Raw genomic sequence first — 17,034 nt, 5'->3', positions numbered from 1 at the left:
GGTTCCCGCCGGGGGAACCGGGGCCGGAGAAACACCGAGGCCCGCCCTCCTGGCGGTGGGGGGCGGGCCCTGGCGTACGACTACGGGTGTTACAGGGGGACGACCTGGTCGGCCTGCGGACCCCGGTTACCCTGCGTCACCTCGAACTGGACGCGCTGGTTCTCGTCCAGCGTGCGGTACCCGGAGGTCTGGATAGCCGAGTAGTGCACGAACACGTCCGGCCCGCCGCCGTCAACGGCGATGAAGCCGAAACCCTTCTCGGCGTTGAACCACTTCACGGTGCCCTGCTGGGGCATGTCTTTCTCCTTGCGGCAAAACCTGGGCCCACACCTCGCGGGCCCGTGCGGTCGCTGCGGAACGCTCTCGCCCCCGGTACGGTCCCGGAAAAGCCAAAACGCCCGCTGCCATCAGTCCGCGGGCGTCTGAACGATCGAGAACCACGACTGCAACCGACCGGACCACCGTATCACCGCTCCCGCGTAAAGCGGAGGAGCCGCAAGGCTTGCGATTCTCCTCTCGGCGAACCGTGCCGTTACCTGCCCGTTAAAGACTCCAACCGGCCTCCGTCAGAGTCTTGACAGCGCCCGTGTCCCCGGTGAGGCGGACCTTCGCGACGTCCCGGCGGCCCAGTGCCCACAGGACGAGTTCGCCGACCGGCCCGTGCACGCGGACGGCGCCGCGGGAGCGCCGGCCGCCGCCGGAGACGCGCGCGCTCCGGCCGTCCGGCTGGACGAGCGTTACCTCGACGTGAACCTTTCTTAGGACAAAGCGGGCAATTTTTATCCGCCGCCAGAGAAGTTCCTCGAGTTCCGCCGAGATCTCCCGGGGCTCCCAGTCGGGACGCGCCCGGCGGATGTCCTCCTGGTGCACAAAGAACTCGACGCCGTTCGCGATTTTGTCGACCCCGGGAAGCGCGTAGGGCGAGAACTTCGGCGGACCCTGCCGAAACCGTTCCACCAGTGTCTCGAACGGGACGGCACGCGCCGTCCTTCGCCGCACACGTTCGGTATAGAACTCCAGCGGCGGGAGAAGGATTCCGGGGGCGGCGTCGGGGCGCCCTTCCCGGACGACCAGATGCGCGGCCAGGTCGCGCGCGTCCCAGCCGGCACACCTGGTGACCGCATCCGGTCCCGCCTCGGCCAGGGCGCCGGCCAGCAGCAGCCGCTCGCGGCGGACCGGGCCGTCCTCGGGAGTGCTCATCGCCCGATCGTAGGCCGCGGCCGGACGGTCGGGAATAAGCGCCGTGACCGGATGGTAGGCAGTATCCGGGCCCGCGAGTCCCCCACCGCGGTCGCACGGGGGCATCCCACCGGGCTGCCGTCCGTGATCGAGGAGTTGCCGTGCCACCAGCTTCCAGACGCGTCAGCCCGCATGTCCTGAGAGAAGGGCTCGGCGTGCTGTGGGTGGCCGTGAAGGCCGAGCCCCGGGTCTTCACGGCGTCGGTGCTCGCGAGCGCCCTGTACGCGGTGATGACGGTGGCGACCGCGCAGGTGCTCGGCTGGACCACCGAGGAGGTCGTGCTGCCGGCGTTCGCGTCCGGGAGCACGACGGCCGGGGCGCTCGCCGGGGCCGCCGCCCTCATCATGGCGGTGGCGCTGCTGAAGGCGCTCGGCGTCGCGGGCCGCCGCTTCTACGCCGGGCTCATGCAGTACCGGATGCAGGCGTCCTACCGCCGCTCGGTGACCCGGCAGTACCTGCGGCTGCCGCTGGCATGGCACCACCGGCACCCGACCGGGCAGCTGCTGTCGAACGCCAACGCCGACGTGGAGGCGGTGTGGGCGCCGATCGCGCCGCTGCCGATGGCGGTCGGCGTCGTGTTCATGCTGCTGATCGCGGCCGTGTCGATCCTGGTCACCGACGTGGTCATCGCCGCGGTCGGCTTCCTGGTCTTCCCCGCCGTGGCGCTCATCAACGTCGTCTACCAGCGGCGGCTGTCCCCGGTGGCGACCCGGGCGCAGCAGCTGCGCGCCGAGGTCAGCGAGGTCGCGCACGAGAGCTTCGAGGGCGGCCTGGTCGTCAAGACCCTCGGCCGGGAGGCGGCGGAGACCGAGCGGTTCGCGGAGCGGGCGCGGGCGCTGCGGGACGCCAACATCGCGGTCGGCCGGATCCGCGGGCTCTTCGACCCGGTGCTGGAGGCGCTGCCGAACCTGGGCGTGCTCGCCGTCCTGCTGATCGGCTCGCTGCGGCTGGAGTCGGGCGCCATGTCGGCGGGCGACCTGGTGAACGTCGCCTACCTGTTCACGCTGCTGTCGTGGCCGATCCGCGCGCTGGGCTGGGTGCTCGGGGAGGTGCCGCGCAGCGTCGTCGGGTGGAGGCGGGTCCGCGGCGTCCTGGACGCCACCGGGTCCCTCCCGTACGGGGACCGCTCGCTGGACGGCTCCGGCACGGCGACCGAGATGGAGGTCCGCGAGATCCGGTTCGCCTACGAGGGGGCGGGCGAGGGGGACGCCCCGCACCGCGTCCTGCACGACGTGTCGTTCGCCGCGTCCCCCGGCCGGACCATCGCGATCGTCGGCCCGACGGGCTCGGGCAAGTCCACGCTGACCTCGCTGCTCGTCCGGCTGGTCGACCCGGCCGACGGGTCCGTCCTGCTGGACGGCGTCGACCTGCGGGACGTCGAGCGCGGCGGGGTCGCGGCGACGGCGGCGCTCGTCCCGCAGCAGACGTTCCTGTTCGACGACACCGTCCGCGGCAACGTGACGCTCGGCCTCGGCATGCCGGACGAGAGGGTCTGGGAGGCGCTGCGGCTCGCCCAGGCCGACGGGTTCGTCGCCGCCCTCCCCGACGGGCTCGACACGAGGGTGGGCGAGCGCGGGGCGACCCTGTCGGGCGGCCAGCGGCAGCGCCTCGCGCTGGCGCGGGCACTGGCGCGCCGGCCGCGGCTCCTCGTCCTGGACGACGCGACGTCCAGCGTCGACCCGCAGGTCGAGGCGCGCATCCTGCAGAGCCTCCAGGAGGCGCAGTCGGGCGAGGCGGGCGGCGCGACCGTAGTGGTCGTCGCCTACCGCAAGGCGACGATCGCGCTGGCCGACGAGGTCGTGTACATGGAGCACGGCCGCGTCATCGCCCGCGGCGCCCACGCCGACCTGCTGGAGCGTTCCGAGGGCTACCGCAACCTCGTCAACGCCTACGAGCGGGCCGAGGCGGAGCAGGAAGCGGTCGAAGGCGGCGAGGAGGCCCTGGCATGACGGTGACGGAGACGGCCCGCGCGGCGACATCCGGCGGACTCGGCGACGCCGCCGCCGACGGCGCGATCCGCACGCTCCGGCGCGGGCTGGGGCTGAGTCCCGAGTTCCGCGCGGGCCTGGCCGGGACGCTGGCGCTCGCGCTGGTCTCGACGGCCGGGCGGGTGGTGGTGCCGATCGCCGTCCAGCAGACGATCGACAAGGGCCTCGGGCGGCCGGGCGGCCCCGACATCGCCTTCATCCGGACGGCGGTGCTGCTGTGCGCGGGCGCCGTGCTGCTGACGGCGGTGTGCGCGTACCTGATGAACGTCCGGCTGTACAAGACGTCCGAGGGCGGCCTCGCGGGGCTGCGCGTGAAGGCGTTCCGGCACGTCCACGACCTGTCGATGCTCACCCAGAGCGGCGAGCGCCGCGGGGCGCTCGTGTCGCGGGTGACGAGCGACGTCGACCAGATCAGCCAGTTCATGCAGTCGGGCGGGCTGATGTTCATCGTCTCGATGGGCCAGCTGATCGTGGCGAGCGTGCTGATGGTCGTGTACTCGTGGCAGCTGGCGCTGCTGGTGTGGGCGGCGTTCGTGCCGCTGGCGTTCGCGCTGCGCCGCTTCCAGCGGATCCTGTCGAAGGCCTACATGCGGGTGCGGGAGCGGATGGGCGACCTGCTGGCGGCGGTCAGCGAGTCCGTCGTGGGCGCGCCGGTCATCCGCGCGTACGCGTCGGAGGAGCGCACCGGCCGGCGGGTGGACGACACCGTGGAGGCCTACCGCTCGTCGCAGGCCCGCGCGCAGGCGATGGTCGCGCTCACGTTCCCGGTCAGCGAGCTGGTCGCGGCGCTCGCCATCGCCGCCGTCGTCATCGCCGGGACGCTCCTCGGCATCGCCGGGGAGGTGTCGGCGGGCAGGCTGGTCGCGTTCCTGTTCCTGGTCACCCTGTTCGTCAGCCCGATGCAGACGGCGACGGAGGTCCTCAACGAGGGGCAGAACGCGATCGCGGGCTGGCGGCGGGTCCTCGGCGTGCTGGACACCGTCCCCGACGTCGCCGACCCCGGCGACGCGGGCGAGACGCTGCCGCGCGGCCCGATCGAGGTGCGGTTCGAGTCCGTCGGGTTCGCCTACCCGGGCGGCCCGCCCGTCCTGCACGACGTGGACGCCCACATCGCGCCGCGCGGCCGCGTCGCGATCGTCGGGCAGACGGGCTCGGGCAAGACGACGTTCGCCAAGCTCCTCACCCGCCTCATGGACCCGGTCTCCGGCCGGATCCTCGTGGACGGGGTGCCGCTGGACCGCGTCCGGTTCTCCTCGCTGCGCGAGCGGATCGTGATGGTGCCGCAGGACGGGTTCCTGTTCGACGCCTCGCTCGCCGACAACATCAGGTACGGGAGCCCGGACGCGACCGACGAGGACCTCCTCCTCGCGCTCACCGAGCTCGGGCTCGCCGACTGGCTCGACGGGCTCCCCCAGGGCCTCGGCACGCCGGTCGGGCAGCGCGGCGAGTCGCTGTCGGCGGGCGAGCGCCAGCTCGTCGCGCTGGCCCGCGCCTACATCGCCGACCCGGACCTGCTCGTCCTGGACGAGGCGACGTCCGCCGTCGACCCGGCCACCGAGGTCCGGATCCAGCGGGCGCTGGACGGGGTGACCCGGGGCCGCACGGCCATCTCCATCGCGCACCGCCTGTCCACGGCGGAGGCGGCCGACGAGGTGATCGTCTTCGAGGCGGGGCGCATCGTCCAGCGCGGCCCCCACGCCGCGCTGGTCGCCGCGCCGGGCGTGTACGCCGACCTCCACGCCTCCTGGAGAGCCCAGAGGACCCTGTGAAGGACATGACTACCTGGGGTAAAGCACTTGCCCGTTATCTACTCTCGTGCGCATTCTGCTGGGGTGAGTAACGAGGTCGTGTTGGAATCGGCGGGCACGCTGCACGGTCAACTGCAGCGGGGGCTCGGGAGGGCCGCGCGGCGCGCGGCGGACAGGCCCGGCGCGGGCGAGTACGTGTACGAGTGCGTGCGGAGGGATCCGCGGTGGGATCGCCAATGCGAGTCACGGCGCCTGTACTACGCCCGGTTGATGGTCGATCTGGAGCTATCGGTCGGACCGGTCGCCGAACATCTGTTCGACCCGTCCGACCATACCGATCCCGACGAGTGGCGGGTCGATCTGGCGCTGGGCGTCCTCGCGGACCTGGTGCGGCTGAGCCGGCGGGAGGCGGCGGCGCCGCTGCGCCGGTACGCCGAGGAGGGCGCGCAGTGGTTCGACGCGGTCGCCGAGCTCATCGACCTCGAAGACCCCGCACTGACCACCGGTTTGGACGAGCTGGTCGCCGCGAGGTGCGACGACGCGGACCTGGCGCTGCTGATACCGGCGGGGCGCAACCCGGTGATCGAGGCGTGGGCGGCGCGGCAGCCGCGGGTGGCGGGGGCGCTGGCGCGGCAGCGGGAGGCGGGGCTGGCGGCGCGCCGCGCGGTGGTCACCGCCCCGGGGCGCGCCCGGCAGAGCGACGCCGAGCTGCTGGAGCTCGCCAGGCGGCGGGGCGAGGGCGCCATCGCGGCGATCTTCGAGCTGGGCCGGCGGCGGACGCTGGCGCTGCTGGACCTGGCGGAGGAGCTGCTGCCGCAGCGGCCGAGCCGGTTCGGCGGCGCGGTGTGCCGGGCGCTGCGGGAGTACGGGCCGGAGACGCTGCCGCGGGCGCGGGCGTGGGCGGCCGAGCGCGGCGGGTGCGCCGACATGGGCCTGCGGATCCTCGCCCGGTACGGCACCCGGCAGGACATCCCGCTGCTGATGGACGAGTTGAACGGGGCGGTCGCCCGGCGCGACTGGGCCGACGCCGCCAGCCCGGTCGAAGGGCTCGGGCGGCTGCGCGCGGGCGAGGCCGTCCCGCTGCTGAAGACCGCTTGGACCGAATCCACCTATGCCTATCTGAGACCCCGCATCCTGACGGCGCTGACGAGAACCGCCCCGCACACCGCCGAGTCCTACACGGCCGAAGGGCTCTGGGACTGCGAGGACGGCGTGCGGGCCGAGGCCGCCCGGTTCGCGCCGCTCACGCGCGAGACGCAGCTGCGGCTGCGGCGGCTCCAGCAGGACGCCGCCGAGGACCCCGACGTCCGCGCCGCCGCGGGCGCCCGCCTCCTGACCTGAGCCCCCCCGCCGGGCCGAATGAACCTCCCCGGGGCCGGACGCGTACTTCCCACTCGAATCGCGCGTCTCAACCCCGGAGAGGAAGAGCGATGGTCTCCCGACACCATCTCGGCCTGATGAAGACGGTGCCGCTGTGCGCGGCCGTGCTGGCGCTGCCGCTGGCGGCCGGCTGTTCCGCGTCGGACGCGTCGGACGGCAAGACCGCCAAGCCGGCGACGCTGGCGGAGCTGGCCAAGCAGACCGACTGCTCCGTCACCGGAAAGCGGAAGGTCAAGGACCTGGAGCAGGGCAACTGCAAGACCTCTCAGGGACGCTTCGTGCTGCTCAGCTTCACCACCGACAAGGGCATGCACGCGTGGCTGGAGGAGGCCAAGCCCTGGGGCGGGGTGTACCTGGTGGGGGCGCGCTGGGTGGTCGTCAGCCAGCAGAAGACCCTGGAGGGGCTGCGCAAGGACCTGGGCGGCAAGATCGTCCATGGCGACGACCACGGCACCGGCGGGGGCGGCGGTCACGGCTCGGGCCACGGCTGATCCTCACCGGACGTCCGGGCGGCGGAGGCCGCACCCGCGGATTCAGGGCATGCGGGGCGCGGCCGGCCGGTCGCCCGAGTCCTCCTCACCGCGGACGAGCAGGACGCTCCAGCGCTCCAGGGCCGGCCCGATGCGGGCCAGGACGCGGCGCCCCGCCAGCCCGCGGCCGATCATGCCCGGATGCCACAGCGGGTGGCCGGGCCCGTCGACGACGACGCGGACGGCGGCGACCGGCAGGCCGCCGGCGCGGGCGGCGACGACGGCCGACTCCATGTCCGCCGCCCGGGCGCCGCGCGCGGCCCACAGGGCGCGCTCCCCGCCGCGGACGACGTGGTCGGTGGTGACCAGGGGGCCGGTCTGCACGCTCAGGCCGTCCCGGATCAGCTCCGCGGCGAGCAGCCGCGGAGCCGAGCACGGCGTCGCCGCCGCGTCCGGCTCGGGGCCGCGGATCTCGTCGGCGACGAGCACGTCGCCGGGCCGCAGGCGCTCGTCGAGCGCGCCGCCGAAGCCGACGGTGACGAGGGCGGCGCAGGCGCCCGGAAGCCGGGCGGCGTGCCGGGCGCGGTAGCCGACGACCACGACGGGCGTGCGGGTGAGGCCGCGCCGCACCGCCCGCGCCTCCATGCCGAGCGCGGCGCACACCACCGGTCCGAGCACCGGCGCCTCAACGGCATCGTCGATGTTCACCGGTCCAGCGAAACACGGGGTCATCCGGAGATCCAGCGCCATCACCGCGCGGTACGACATTCGCGGTGGACAGTTCCGCCTCACGGAGGGGGCGGGGGCGCGCGCCGCCCGCCTAGACTCCCTCGCATGACCTCCTTTCCCGTTCGGCGGAAGCTGGCCGTACTCCCGTTCGCCCTCCTGCCCCTCGGCGTGCTGGCCGGGTGCGGCGGCGAGAACAGCGAGACCAACTGCAGCGTCAACGCCTGCACGGTGACCTTCGACCGCGGCGTGGACGCGAGCGCGTCCATCCTCGGCGTGAAGGCCGAGCTGGTGAAGGTGGAGGGCCAGATGGTCACCCTGAAGATCGGCGGGCAGACCGTCACCGTCCCGGTCGGCGAGGGCGAGCAGGCCGAGGGGTTCGACGTCTCGGTGCAGTCGGTCACCAAGGACCAGGTCGTCGTGAAGATCTCCAACAGCGGCTGACCGCCCTCTATCATTCGTTCATGCGTTCGATCACCGTGGCGGAGCGGCGGGCCCGGCTCGCGCTCCGCCACCGGCTCTCCGCCCAGGCCAGGACCGACGACGTCCTCGACATCGTCCGCTCGATGGTGGTGCTGCACGCCACGGACCCGGCGACCGTGTTCCTGTCGGTCGCGGCGCGCAGCCCCGGCGCCGTTCCGGAGGCGGTGGAGAAGGCCCTGTACGACGACCGCACGCTGCTGCGGATGCTCGCCATGCGCCGGACGATGTTCGTCGCACCGACCGACCTCGTGCCCGTCCTGCAGGCGTCCACCGCGAACGGCCTGGCGGTGAAGCAGCGCGCCACCTACACGCGGATCATCGAGCGCGGCGGCGACGTCGCCGACGCGCCGGCCCTGTTCGCCGAGGCCGCGGAGGCCGCGCACCGGGCGCTGCTGGCGCGCGGGGAGGCGACGGGCGCGCAGCTCTCGGCGGACGTGCCGCTGCTGCGGACGCAGGTCGACCCGGCGCCCGGCAAGTCCTACTCGCGACCCGGGAACATCACCACGTGGATCCTGGTCACGCTCGGCTGCGAGGGCCGCATCGTGCGAGGCCGGCCGAACGGGTCGTGGACCAGCAGCCAGTACCGGTGGTCGCCCGTCGAGGCGTGGCTGCCGGACGGCGTCGCGGACGTCCCGGCCGCCGAGGCCCGCGCCGACCTCGCCCGCCGCTGGCTGGGCGCGTTCGGGCCCGCCCCGGCCGCCGACCTGAAGTGGTGGACGGGCTGGAACGCCGGCGACGTCAAGAAGGCGCTCGCCCTGCTGGACGTCACCGAGGTCGACCTCGGCGGGACCACCGGCCTCGTCCTGTCGGACGACCTGGAGCCCGCGCCCGCGCCGGAGCCGTGGGCGGCGCTGCTGCCCGCGCTCGACCCGACCCCGATGGGCTGGCAGGAGCGCGGCTGGTTCCTCGGCGGCCACGGCCCGGCGCTCTTCGACCGGAACGGCAACATCGGCCCGTCCGTCTGGTGGGACGGCCGCGTCGTCGGCGGCTGGGCGCAGCGCAAGGACGGCGAGATCGCCGTCCGCCTCCTGGAGGACGCCGGCTCCGACGCCGAGGCGGCGGTCGCGCGCGAGGCCGAGCGGATGGCGGCCTGGTACGGCGACGTCCGCGCGACCCCCCGGTTCCGCACCCCGCTGGAGCGGGAGCTGACGGCCTGAGACGCCGTCAGCGGTAGGGCCCGGCGGTGAGGGCGGCCCTGCGCTTGGCGCCGCCGCGCCGCACGAGGATGACGACGAACGCGAGCGCGGCGAGCACGCCGAGGCCCAGCGCGACCAGCAGGGCGAGGCCGAGGTAGCCGTGGGCGGTGTCGTCCGGCGTCACCAGGATCACGCCGTCGGTGCCGCGGCAGGTCAGCCGGGCGGAGCCGGACACCGGCGCCTCGAACGTGGCGGTGTAGCGGTAGGACGCGCGGTCCGAGGCGCTCCAGGAGTTCTTCCTCGTCAGCCGGACCGGCCCGGACTCCTGCCCCGCCTCCACCCGGCACGCGTACGGCGACGGGCCGCCCGTGCGGACGTAGACGAAGTACCCGTAGCCCTCGGTCAGCTCGACCGACACCCCGGTCACGGGGTCGCCCACGGCCGCCGGCCCGCCGGCGACCTCGGAGTCGTCCCACAGGAACGCCAGGAGGGTGAAGAACCCCACGGCGGCCACCACGATCAAGGCGACCGGCAGGAGGTACCAGCCGGCGCCGGGCCCGACGCGCGCCGCGGGCGCCCAGCCCGGCCCCGCCTGCCCCGGCCCCATGGGCCGGGGCCCCATCGGTACGTTCGACCCGGGCCACATGACTCTCTCTCCCCCCGGCGGAGCGCTTGTGCGGAACGACAACGATCCCAGAGAACCACGGACCCCGCCAGGGAGCCCCCTGGTAAGGGGCCGCTGATCGCGGCTTTGGGGCGCGTCTGTAACGTCGCCCTGGGACAAGGAGGCGGAAGTGACGACATCGTCCGGCCTGGAGCCCGGGACGCTGCCGCCCGGGACCGCCGAGCTGCGGGCACAGGTCCGGGGGTTCCTCGCGGAGACGCCGTTCACGGCCCGTGCCGACAGCTGGCTGGCCGGGGCCGACCCCGCGTTCAGCCGGCTGCTGGGCGAGCGGGGCTGGGTCGGCATGACCCTTCCCCGGGAGTACGGCGGGCACGGGCGGTCGCCGCTGGAGCGGTTCGTGGTGGTCGAGGAGCTGCTGGCCGCCGGGGCGCCGGTGGGCGCGCACTGGATCGCCGACCGGCAGACCGGGCCGTCCATCCTCGCCCACGGCACCGAGGAGCAGAAGCGGCGGTTCCTTCCCGCGATCGCGCGCGGCGAGTGCTTCTTCGCGATCGGGATGAGCGAGCCGGACTCCGGGTCCGACCTGGCGTCGGTCCGCACCCGCGCCGAACGCGACGGGGACGGCTGGCGGCTCCGCGGCACCAAGGTGTGGACGAGCGGCGCCCACCTCGCCCACGCGATCCTCGTCCTCGCCCGGAGCGCGCCCGCCGCGCCGGACCGGCACGAGGGCCTCAGCCAGTTCATCGTGACGCTTCCGGACGAACGGGTGGCGATCCGGCCGATCCGGGGCCTGTCCGGCGAGCACCACTTCAACGAGGTGGTGCTCGACGGCGTGTTCGTGCCGGACGCGATGGTCCTCGGGCGCGCCGGCGACGGGTGGCGGCAGGTCACCGCCGAGCTGGCCTACGAGCGCAGCGGCCCCGAACGGCTGCTCAGCACGTTCATGCTCGTCCGGCTCCTGCACGGCCGCGCCGGCGGCCCGGCCGCGCGGCGGGCGCTCGGCGGGCTGACCGCGCGGCTGTGGTCGCTGCGGCAGGCGTCCCTGGCCGTCGCGGGCGCGCTCGCCCGGGGCGAGACGCCCGAGCTGCCCGCCGCGCTCGTCAAGGACCTCGGGACGCGGTTCGAGCGCGAGGTGATCGAGGTGGCGCGCGAGCACGCCGGGGTGGAGCCCGATCCCGGGTCCCCCGATCCGCTCGCCCGCGCGCTGGCCGGGGCGGTCGTCCAGGCGCCCGGGTTCACGCTGCGGGGCGGCACGAACGAGATCCTGCGCGGCATCGTCGCCCGCGGGCTGGGGGTGCGCTGATGGAGCTGCTGGAGGAGACGGCGGGCGAGATCCTGTCCGGTGCCGACCCGTGGCCCGGGCTGGAGGCGTCCGGGCTCGCGCTGGCCGGCGTGCCCGAGGAGGCCGGCGGCAGCGGCGGCACCCTCGCCGACGCCGCCGCCGTCCTGCGCGCCGCCGGATACCACGCGGCCGCCGTGCCGCTCGCCGAGACCCTGGTGGCCGGGCGGCTGCTCGCCGGCGCCGGGCTGCCGGTGCCGCACGGCCCCCTCACGGCCATGTCCGGCGAGGTCGAGGCGGCCTCGGACGGGGACGGGGACGGGGACGGGGACCGGGGCGGCTGGACGCTGACCGGAACGTTCCGCCGCGTGCCGTGGGCGCGGTCGGCGCGGCGCCTCGTCGTCCTCGGCAACGGCCTCGTCGCCACCGCCGACCCCGCGCGGGCGCGGATCACCGAGGGGGCCAACGTGGCGGGCGAGCCCCGCGACGAGGTCGTCCTGTCCGGCGTCCGGGCGGAGGCGGCGGCGCCGTCCCCGGCCGGCGCGCCGGACCTGCGGCGGCTCGGGGCGCTCGCGCGGGCCGTCCAGCTCACCGGGGCGATGCGGCGGGCGCTGGACCTCGCCGTCCGGTACGCGGGCGAGCGCGAGCAGTTCGGCCGGCCGATCGGCCGGTTCCAGGCCGTCCAGCAGATGCTGGCCGAGCTGGCCGGGGAGGCGACGGTCGCGGACGTCGCGGTGCGGGCGGCCGTCCGCGCCCCGGACGACCCGGTCGCGGTGGCCGCCGCCAAGGCGAACGCGTCGCGGGCGGCGGGCGCGGTCGCGGCGATCGCGCACCAGGTGCACGGGGCCCTCGGCGTGACCGAGGAGCACGCCCTGCGCCAGGTCACGCTGCGGCTGTGGTCGTGGCGGGACGAGTACGGCAACGAGGCCGCGTGGGCGGACGAGCTCGGCGCCGCGATCACCGCCGCGCCCGACCCGTGGGCGTTCATCACCGGGGCCTGACGGTTGCGCACGGGCGCGGCCGGTTACCTTACTAGGGAGTAGCCGACGTACGGAGGCAGCATGGCGCCCTGGGACCGACTGCCGGCCCCGCAGCTCAGGCTTCCCCGCCCCCGTGGGCTGGCCCGCTACACCGCCGAGCGCGACCTGCCGGTGACCATGCCGGACGGCGTGACGCTGCTCGCCGACCGGTACGTCCCGTCGGGGGTGGAGCGCCCGCCCACGATCCTCGTCCGGACCCCCTACGGCAGGCGCGGCCCCGCCGCCCTCGCCAACGGCCTGCTGTTCGTCCCGTTCGGGTTCCAGCTGGTCGTGCAGAGCGCCCGCGGGACGTCCGGGTCCGGCGGCGAGTTCGACCCGCTCGGCAGCGAGCGCGACGACGGGCTCGTCACCGTGGAATGGCTGAAGCGGCAGCCCTGGTTCCACGGCGCGTTCGCCACGTTCGGGCCCAGCTACCTCGGCTACGCGGCGTGGGCGGTCGCGGCCGAGGCGGGCCCCGAGCTGAAGGCGATGTCGGTGCAGATCACCGCGTCGTCCTTCCGCGACGCCGCCTACGTCGGCGGGTCGTTCGCGCTGGAGTCCACGCTCACCTGGACCGACCTCACGCACCGGCAGCAGCGGCCCCTCGGCATGCTGACCGCGCCGCTGCTGTCGCGGCGCCGCGCCGTCCGCGCCGCCGCGTCCGGCCGCCCGCTGGCCGAGCTGGACGTGCTGGCCGGCGGCGCGCCCATGCGCTTCTACCAGGACCTCCTCGCCAACCACTCCGCCCCCGGCGGCTACTGGGACCGGCGCGACTTCAGCGGCACCGTCGGCCAGGTCGCCGCGCCCGTCAGCCTGCTCGGCGGCTGGTACGACGTGTTCCTGCCGTGGGAGATCAAGGACTATCTCGCGCTGCGCGCGGCCGGCCGCTCCCCCTACCTGACGATCGGGCCCTGGTGGCACACCGACGCCCGCCACGGGCTGCCCGCGATCCGCGAGTCGCTCGCCTGGTTCCGCGCCCACCTGCAGGGCGACCCGTCCGGGCTGCGGCGCGACCCCGTCCGCGTCTACGTCACCGGCGCCCGCGAGTGGCGGAACTACCGCGACTGGCCCCCGCCGGGCATGCGGCAGGCGCGCTGGCACCTGCACGCCGGCGGCGGCCTCGGCGAGGACGGCCCGCAGGACCACCCGCCGAGCGCCTACACCTTCGACCCGGCCCGCCCCACCCCCGCGCTCGGCGGCCCCACCCTGCTCGGCAGCTCCCGCCCGGTCGACAACCGGCCCCTGGAGCGGCGCCCGGACGTCCTGGTGTTCACCTCGCCCGCCCTGCCCGCCGACCTGGACGTCATCGGCCCCGTCGGCGCCGACCTGTTCGTCCGCTCCGACCGGGAGCACACCGACTTCGTCGTCCGGCTCTGCGACGTCGCTCCGGACGGGACGTCCCGCAACGTCTGCGAGGGGGGCCTGCGCCTGCCCGCCGCCGCGGTGAAGCCCGTGGGGCCGGACGGCGTGCTCCGGGTGGCGGTCGACCTGTGGCCCACGGGCCACCGCTTCCAGCGGGGGCACCGCGTCCGCGTCCACGTCACCAGCGGCGCCCACCCCAAGGTCGCCGCGAACCCCGGCACCGGAGCCCCCCTGGCCACCGCCGGCACGCGCATGGTCAAGGCCCACCAGGAGGTCTTCCACAGCCCCGACCACCCGTCCGCCGTCATCCTGCCCATCGCCGAGCGCTCCCCCGAGACCGCGGCTCCGGCCCCCGAAGACGACGTGGTCTGACCGGACGGCCTACACCTGCGCCAGCACGGCCTTCGCGAACTTCTCGGCCGCGGCGGGTGCGTGCCGGAGGTACAGGGCGGGCTCGGTCAGCTCCAGTTCGATGATCAGCGGGGCGCCGTCCGGGCCGGGGATCATGTCGACGCGGGCGTAGAGGAGGTCCTCGCCGCCCGGGACGGCGGCCAGGGCGCGCCTCGCCAGGTCCAGCTCGGCCTCGGTCGCCGTGCACGGGGTGACCTGGCCGCGCGTGGCATCGTCCCTGACGGGGCCCTCGACGCCGGCGCCGGCGGTGAGGATCCGCGCCTTGCGGGCGGCGTGGCTGTACTCGCCCGCGCAGAAGACCAGCGCCGTCTCGCCGGCGGTGTCGACCGCGGACAGGTACGGCTGGACCATCGCCGTCCGGCCCGCGGCGCGGAGCGAGCGCAGGTGGGCGCGGGCCGCGGCCTCCTCGCCCGGCCCCCAGCGGGCCGTGTCGGCGGAGCCGATCGAGACGGCCGGCTTGATGACGTACTCCGGCCATCCGGACGGGATGTCGCCCGGATCCCACAGCGTCGGGACGACCGGGACGCCCGCGGCGGCGAGGTCGCGGAGGTAGCGCTTGTCGGTGTTCCAGCGGATGATCCCGGCCGGGTTGAGGACGCGCGGCAGGCTCTCCGCCCACGCGACGAACCGGTCCCGGCGGCCGGGGTAGTCCCAGGTGGAGCTGACGACGACCAGGTCGTGGCGGGACCAGTCGACGTCGGCGTCCCAGACGGCGGGCTCGGCGGCGGCGCCGAGGCGCGCGAGGGCGCCGATCAGGATCCGGGCGTCGTCGCTCCCGTCGGGCAGCAGGGAGCACGTCGCGAACGCGATGGTCATCTCGGGGGGTTCCTCGTTCAGCGGACCGGGTGGCCCGCCTCGCGCAGCGCGGCCTTGACCTCGGGGATCTTCAGCTCGCCGAAGTGGAAGACGCTGGCGGCGAGGACGGCGTCCGCGCCCGCGCCCACGGCCGGGGCGAAGTGCTCCACGGCGCCGGCGCCGCCGCTCGCGATCACCGGGACGGAGACGGTCGCCCGGACGCGGCGGAGCATCTCCAGGTCGAAGCCGGCCTTGGTGCCGTCGGCGTCCATGGAGTTCAGCAGGATCTCGCCGACGCCCAGTTCCTCGCCGCGGCGGGCCCACTCGATCGCGTCGATGCCCGTCCCCTTGCGGCCGCCGTGCGTGGTGACCTCGAAACCGGACTCGGTGCCCTCGGCGCGGCGGGCGTCCACCGACAGGACGACGCACTGGGAGCCGAAGCGGTGCGCGGCCTCCCGCAGGAACTCCGGGCGCGCGATGGCGGCGGTGTTGATCGAGACCTTGTCGGCGCCCGCGCGCAGGAGCCGGTCGACGTCCTCGACGGCGCGGATGCCGCCGCCGACGGTCAGCGGGATGAACACCTGCTCGGCGGTGCGCCGCACCACGTCGTAGGTGGTGGAGCGGTCGGCGCTGGACGCGGTGATGTCCAGGAACGTCAGCTCGTCGGCGCCCTCGGCGTCGTAGCGGGCGGCCAGCTCGACGGGGTCGCCGGCGTCCCGGAGGTTCTGGAAGTTGACGCCCTTGACGACGCGCCCGGCGTCGACGTCCAGGCACGGGATCACCCGCACGGCCACGGTCACTTCACGGCCTCCCCGCTCACTTCACGGCCTCCAGGGCTTCTTCCAGCGTGAACGCCTGGGCGTACAGGGCCTTGCCGACGATCGCGCCCTCGACGCCGTCGGCCACCAGCCCGGCCAGCGCGCGCAGGTCGTCCAGCGAGGACACGCCGCCGGACGCGATGACGGGCCGGTCGGTGCGGGAGCAGACCTCGCGCAGGAGGCCGGTGTTGGGGCCGCGGAGGGTGCCGTCCTTGGTGACGTCGGTGACCACGTACCGGGGGCAGCCGTCGTCCTCCAGGCGGGCGAGGACCTCCCAGAGGTCGCCGCCCTCCCGCGTCCAGCCGCGCGCGGCCAGCGTCGTGCCCCGCACGTCCAGCCCCACCGCGATCTTGTCGCCGCGGGAGGCGATGATCTTCCGGCACCAGTCCGGGTCCTCCAGCGCGGCGGTGCCGATGTTGACCCGGGCGCAGCCGGTGGACAGCGCCGCCTCCAGCGACGCGTCGTCGCGAATGCCGCCCGACAGCTCGACCTTCACGTCCAGCTTCCCGGTGACCTCGGCGAGCAGCTCCCGGTTGGACCCGCGCCCGAACGCCGCGTCCAGGTCGACCAGATGGATCCACTCCGCCCCCGCCTCCTGCCAGGCCAGCGCCGCCTCAAGCGGGGCGCCGTAGGAGGTCTCGGTCCCGGCCTCGCCCTGCACCAGGCGGACCGCCCGGCCACCGGCGACGTCGACCGCGGGAAGGAGCGTCAGAGTCATGCGGAAACCCTATCGATGCAGATGAGACGGGTGGTCAGGCGAGGGTGGCGAGCCAGTTGCGCAGGAGCGCGGCGCCGGCGTCGCCGGACTTCTCCGGGTGGAACTGGGTGGCGCACAGCGGGCCGTTCTCGACGCCGGCGACGAACCGGTCGCCGTGCTCGGACCAGGTGACCAGCGGCGGCTCGATGGTGCCGGTCGGGTCGGGCTCCAGCTCCCAGGCGCGCGCCGCGTAGGAGTGGACGAAGTAGAAGCGCTCGTCCTCCAGGCCGCGGAAGAGGGCCGAGCCCTCGGGGACGTCGACGGTGTTCCAGCCCATGTGCGGGACGACCGGCGCGTTCAGGCGGTCGACCGTGCCCGGCCACTCGTCGCAGCCCTCGGTCGTGACGCCGTGCTCGATGCCCTTGGAGAACAGGATCTGCATGCCGACGCAGATGCCGAGGACGGGACGCCCGCCGGCGAGGCGGCGGCCGATGATCTGCTCGCCGCGGACGCCGCGCAGCCCCGCCATGCAGGCGGCGAACGCGCCGACGCCGGGGACGACCAGGCCGTCGGCGGCGAGGGCGGCGTCCCAGTCGGCGGTGACGGTCACCTCCGCGCCCGCGCGGGCGACGGCGCGCTCGGCCGAGCGCAGGTTCCCCGAGCCGTAGTCGAGGATGACGACGTCCTTCACAGCCACATCACTCCCCCGGCGAACGCCAGCCCGGCGAGGACCAGGAGGATCAGCGCGGCGATCTTGAGGCCCTGCTTGACGAAGCTGTAGACGCCCGCCAGCAGGAACACCGCCACCGCGAAGATCACCACGTTGCCGTAGGTGAAGTGCAGGTCGCCGATGTGCAC

Annotated in this window: 18 protein-coding genes; 9 read left to right on the top strand and 9 right to left on the bottom strand. The window is 74.8% G+C overall.

The window, feature by feature from the left end; genetic code table 11:
* Positions 1-89: 89 nt before the first annotated feature.
* Together BM339_RS04045 and BM339_RS04040 are read right to left on the bottom strand one after the other, a co-directional pair.
* Positions 90-296, bottom strand: a complete 207-nt coding sequence (locus tag BM339_RS04045) for a cold-shock protein (protein ID WP_026405868.1) — start codon at positions 294-296, stop codon at positions 90-92.
* A 247-nt stretch (positions 297-543) separates the two neighbouring features.
* Positions 544-1,200: a TIGR03085 family metal-binding protein gene (locus BM339_RS04040; RefSeq protein WP_075019910.1), complete on the bottom strand. Its 657-nt coding sequence runs from the start codon at positions 1,198-1,200 to the stop codon at positions 544-546.
* 140 nt (positions 1,201-1,340) lie between these two features.
* On the opposite strand from BM339_RS04040, the gene BM339_RS04035 reads away from it, so the two are divergent.
* The 4 genes from BM339_RS04035 (at position 1,341) to BM339_RS04020 (ending at position 6,846) form a co-directional block, all read left to right on the top strand.
* Positions 1,341-3,188, top strand: coding sequence for an ABC transporter ATP-binding protein (locus BM339_RS04035; RefSeq protein WP_024936743.1), 1,848 nt, complete (start codon positions 1,341-1,343; stop codon positions 3,186-3,188).
* Complete coding sequence (locus tag BM339_RS04030; protein ID WP_075019909.1) at positions 3,185-4,996, top strand: ABC transporter ATP-binding protein; 1,812 nt, start codon at positions 3,185-3,187, stop codon at positions 4,994-4,996. Before BM339_RS04035 ends, BM339_RS04030 begins: the two co-directional genes overlap by 4 nt.
* Before the next feature lie 63 nt (positions 4,997-5,059).
* Positions 5,060-6,316, top strand: a complete 1,257-nt coding sequence (locus BM339_RS49580) for a hypothetical protein (RefSeq protein WP_244938865.1) — start codon at positions 5,060-5,062, stop codon at positions 6,314-6,316.
* Positions 6,317-6,405: 89 nt separating this feature from the next.
* Entirely contained in the window at positions 6,406-6,846 is a 441-nt protein-coding gene (locus tag BM339_RS04020) for a hypothetical protein (RefSeq protein ID WP_021600201.1), read from the top strand.
* Positions 6,847-6,888: 42 nt separating this feature from the next.
* Here the strand turns inward: BM339_RS04020 and BM339_RS04015 are convergent, their stop codons facing one another.
* Positions 6,889-7,533 (bottom strand): phosphorylase family protein, encoded by a 645-nt coding sequence (locus BM339_RS04015; RefSeq protein WP_161791026.1) that lies wholly within the window; start codon positions 7,531-7,533, stop codon positions 6,889-6,891.
* A 126-nt stretch (positions 7,534-7,659) separates the two neighbouring features.
* Between BM339_RS04015 and BM339_RS04010 the strand changes: the two genes are divergently transcribed.
* Together BM339_RS04010 and BM339_RS04005 are read left to right on the top strand one after the other, a co-directional pair.
* The gene (locus tag BM339_RS04010; protein WP_021600203.1) at positions 7,660-7,995 is read left to right on the top strand and encodes a hypothetical protein; all 336 of its coding nucleotides are present in this window, start codon (positions 7,660-7,662) and stop codon (positions 7,993-7,995) included.
* Positions 7,996-8,015: 20 nt separating this feature from the next.
* Positions 8,016-9,191, top strand: a complete 1,176-nt coding sequence (locus BM339_RS04005) for a winged helix DNA-binding domain-containing protein (protein ID WP_075019907.1) — start codon at positions 8,016-8,018, stop codon at positions 9,189-9,191.
* A gap of 7 nt (positions 9,192-9,198) precedes the next feature.
* On the opposite strand, the gene BM339_RS04000 is transcribed toward BM339_RS04005, so the two are convergent.
* Complete coding sequence (locus BM339_RS04000; protein ID WP_075019906.1) at positions 9,199-9,777, bottom strand: hypothetical protein; 579 nt, start codon at positions 9,775-9,777, stop codon at positions 9,199-9,201.
* Positions 9,778-9,964: 187 nt separating this feature from the next.
* Here BM339_RS04000 and BM339_RS03995 point away from each other — a divergent pair, with 187 nt between their 5' ends.
* The 3 genes from BM339_RS03995 to BM339_RS03985 are packed head-to-tail and all read left to right on the top strand — an operon-like array spanning position 9,965 to position 13,827.
* The gene (locus BM339_RS03995) at positions 9,965-11,098 is read left to right on the top strand and encodes an acyl-CoA dehydrogenase family protein (protein WP_075019905.1); all 1,134 of its coding nucleotides are present in this window, start codon (positions 9,965-9,967) and stop codon (positions 11,096-11,098) included.
* Positions 11,098-12,075 carry an acyl-CoA dehydrogenase family protein gene (locus BM339_RS03990; RefSeq protein ID WP_075019904.1) on the top strand — a complete coding sequence of 326 codons (978 nt, stop codon included), beginning with the start codon at positions 11,098-11,100 and terminating at the stop codon, positions 12,073-12,075. Before BM339_RS03995 ends, BM339_RS03990 begins: the two co-directional genes overlap by 1 nt.
* A 60-nt stretch (positions 12,076-12,135) precedes the next feature.
* Positions 12,136-13,827 (top strand): CocE/NonD family hydrolase, encoded by a 1,692-nt coding sequence (locus BM339_RS03985; RefSeq protein ID WP_075019903.1) that lies wholly within the window; start codon positions 12,136-12,138, stop codon positions 13,825-13,827.
* Between the two features lie 9 nt (positions 13,828-13,836).
* Here the strand turns inward: BM339_RS03985 and BM339_RS03980 are convergent, their stop codons facing one another.
* Genes BM339_RS03980 through BM339_RS49575 form a run of 5 tightly spaced genes read right to left on the bottom strand, consistent with a single transcriptional unit; the run spans position 13,837 to position 17,034 of the window.
* Entirely contained in the window at positions 13,837-14,682 is an 846-nt protein-coding gene (locus BM339_RS03980; protein WP_021596178.1) for an ATP-grasp domain-containing protein, read from the bottom strand.
* A gap of 17 nt (positions 14,683-14,699) precedes the next feature.
* Positions 14,700-15,461, bottom strand: a complete 762-nt coding sequence (gene hisF, locus BM339_RS03975; protein WP_021596177.1) for an imidazole glycerol phosphate synthase subunit HisF — start codon at positions 15,459-15,461, stop codon at positions 14,700-14,702.
* Positions 15,462-15,477: 16 nt separating this feature from the next.
* Positions 15,478-16,197 (bottom strand): bifunctional 1-(5-phosphoribosyl)-5-((5-phosphoribosylamino)methylideneamino)imidazole-4-carboxamide isomerase/phosphoribosylanthranilate isomerase PriA, encoded by a 720-nt coding sequence (gene priA, locus BM339_RS03970; protein ID WP_075019902.1) that lies wholly within the window; start codon positions 16,195-16,197, stop codon positions 15,478-15,480.
* Positions 16,198-16,231: 34 nt separating this feature from the next.
* Complete coding sequence (hisH, locus tag BM339_RS03965; RefSeq protein WP_021596175.1) at positions 16,232-16,867, bottom strand: imidazole glycerol phosphate synthase subunit HisH; 636 nt, start codon at positions 16,865-16,867, stop codon at positions 16,232-16,234.
* Positions 16,864-17,034: a hypothetical protein gene (locus BM339_RS49575; protein WP_021596174.1), complete on the bottom strand. Its 171-nt coding sequence runs from the start codon at positions 17,032-17,034 to the stop codon at positions 16,864-16,866. The genes hisH and BM339_RS49575 overlap by 4 nt, the downstream gene beginning before the upstream one ends.

The sequence above is a fragment of the Actinomadura madurae genome (genome assembly GCF_900115095.1).
In the GTDB taxonomy this organism is placed as follows: Bacteria; Actinomycetota; Actinomycetes; order Streptosporangiales; family Streptosporangiaceae; genus Spirillospora; species Spirillospora madurae.
The sequence above is the reverse complement of the archived record's forward strand: the minus strand, read 5'-3'. Positions and strand labels throughout refer to the sequence as shown.

Bases quoted from the DNA above. Each gene is read 5' to 3' on its own strand.
- BM339_RS04045 (WP_026405868.1), bottom strand. From the start codon at position 296: ATGCCCCAGCAGGGCACCGTGAAGTGGTTCAACGCCGAGAAGGGTTTC.
- BM339_RS04040 (WP_075019910.1), bottom strand. From the start codon at position 1,200: ATGAGCACTCCCGAGGACGGCCCGGTCCGCCGCGAGCGGCTGCTGCTG.
- BM339_RS04030 (WP_075019909.1), top strand. From the start codon at position 3,185: ATGACGGTGACGGAGACGGCCCGCGCGGCGACATCCGGCGGACTCGGC.
- BM339_RS04020 (WP_021600201.1), top strand. From the start codon at position 6,406: ATGGTCTCCCGACACCATCTCGGCCTGATGAAGACGGTGCCGCTGTGC.
- BM339_RS04010 (WP_021600203.1), top strand. From the start codon at position 7,660: ATGACCTCCTTTCCCGTTCGGCGGAAGCTGGCCGTACTCCCGTTCGCC.
- BM339_RS04005 (WP_075019907.1), top strand. From the start codon at position 8,016: ATGCGTTCGATCACCGTGGCGGAGCGGCGGGCCCGGCTCGCGCTCCGC.
- BM339_RS04000 (WP_075019906.1), bottom strand. From the start codon at position 9,777: ATGGGGCCGGGGCAGGCGGGGCCGGGCTGGGCGCCCGCGGCGCGCGTC.
- BM339_RS03990 (WP_075019904.1), top strand. From the start codon at position 11,098: ATGGAGCTGCTGGAGGAGACGGCGGGCGAGATCCTGTCCGGTGCCGAC.
- BM339_RS03985 (WP_075019903.1), top strand. From the start codon at position 12,136: ATGGCGCCCTGGGACCGACTGCCGGCCCCGCAGCTCAGGCTTCCCCGC.
- BM339_RS03980 (WP_021596178.1), bottom strand. From the start codon at position 14,682: ATGACCATCGCGTTCGCGACGTGCTCCCTGCTGCCCGACGGGAGCGAC.
- priA (WP_075019902.1), bottom strand. From the start codon at position 16,197: ATGACTCTGACGCTCCTTCCCGCGGTCGACGTCGCCGGTGGCCGGGCG.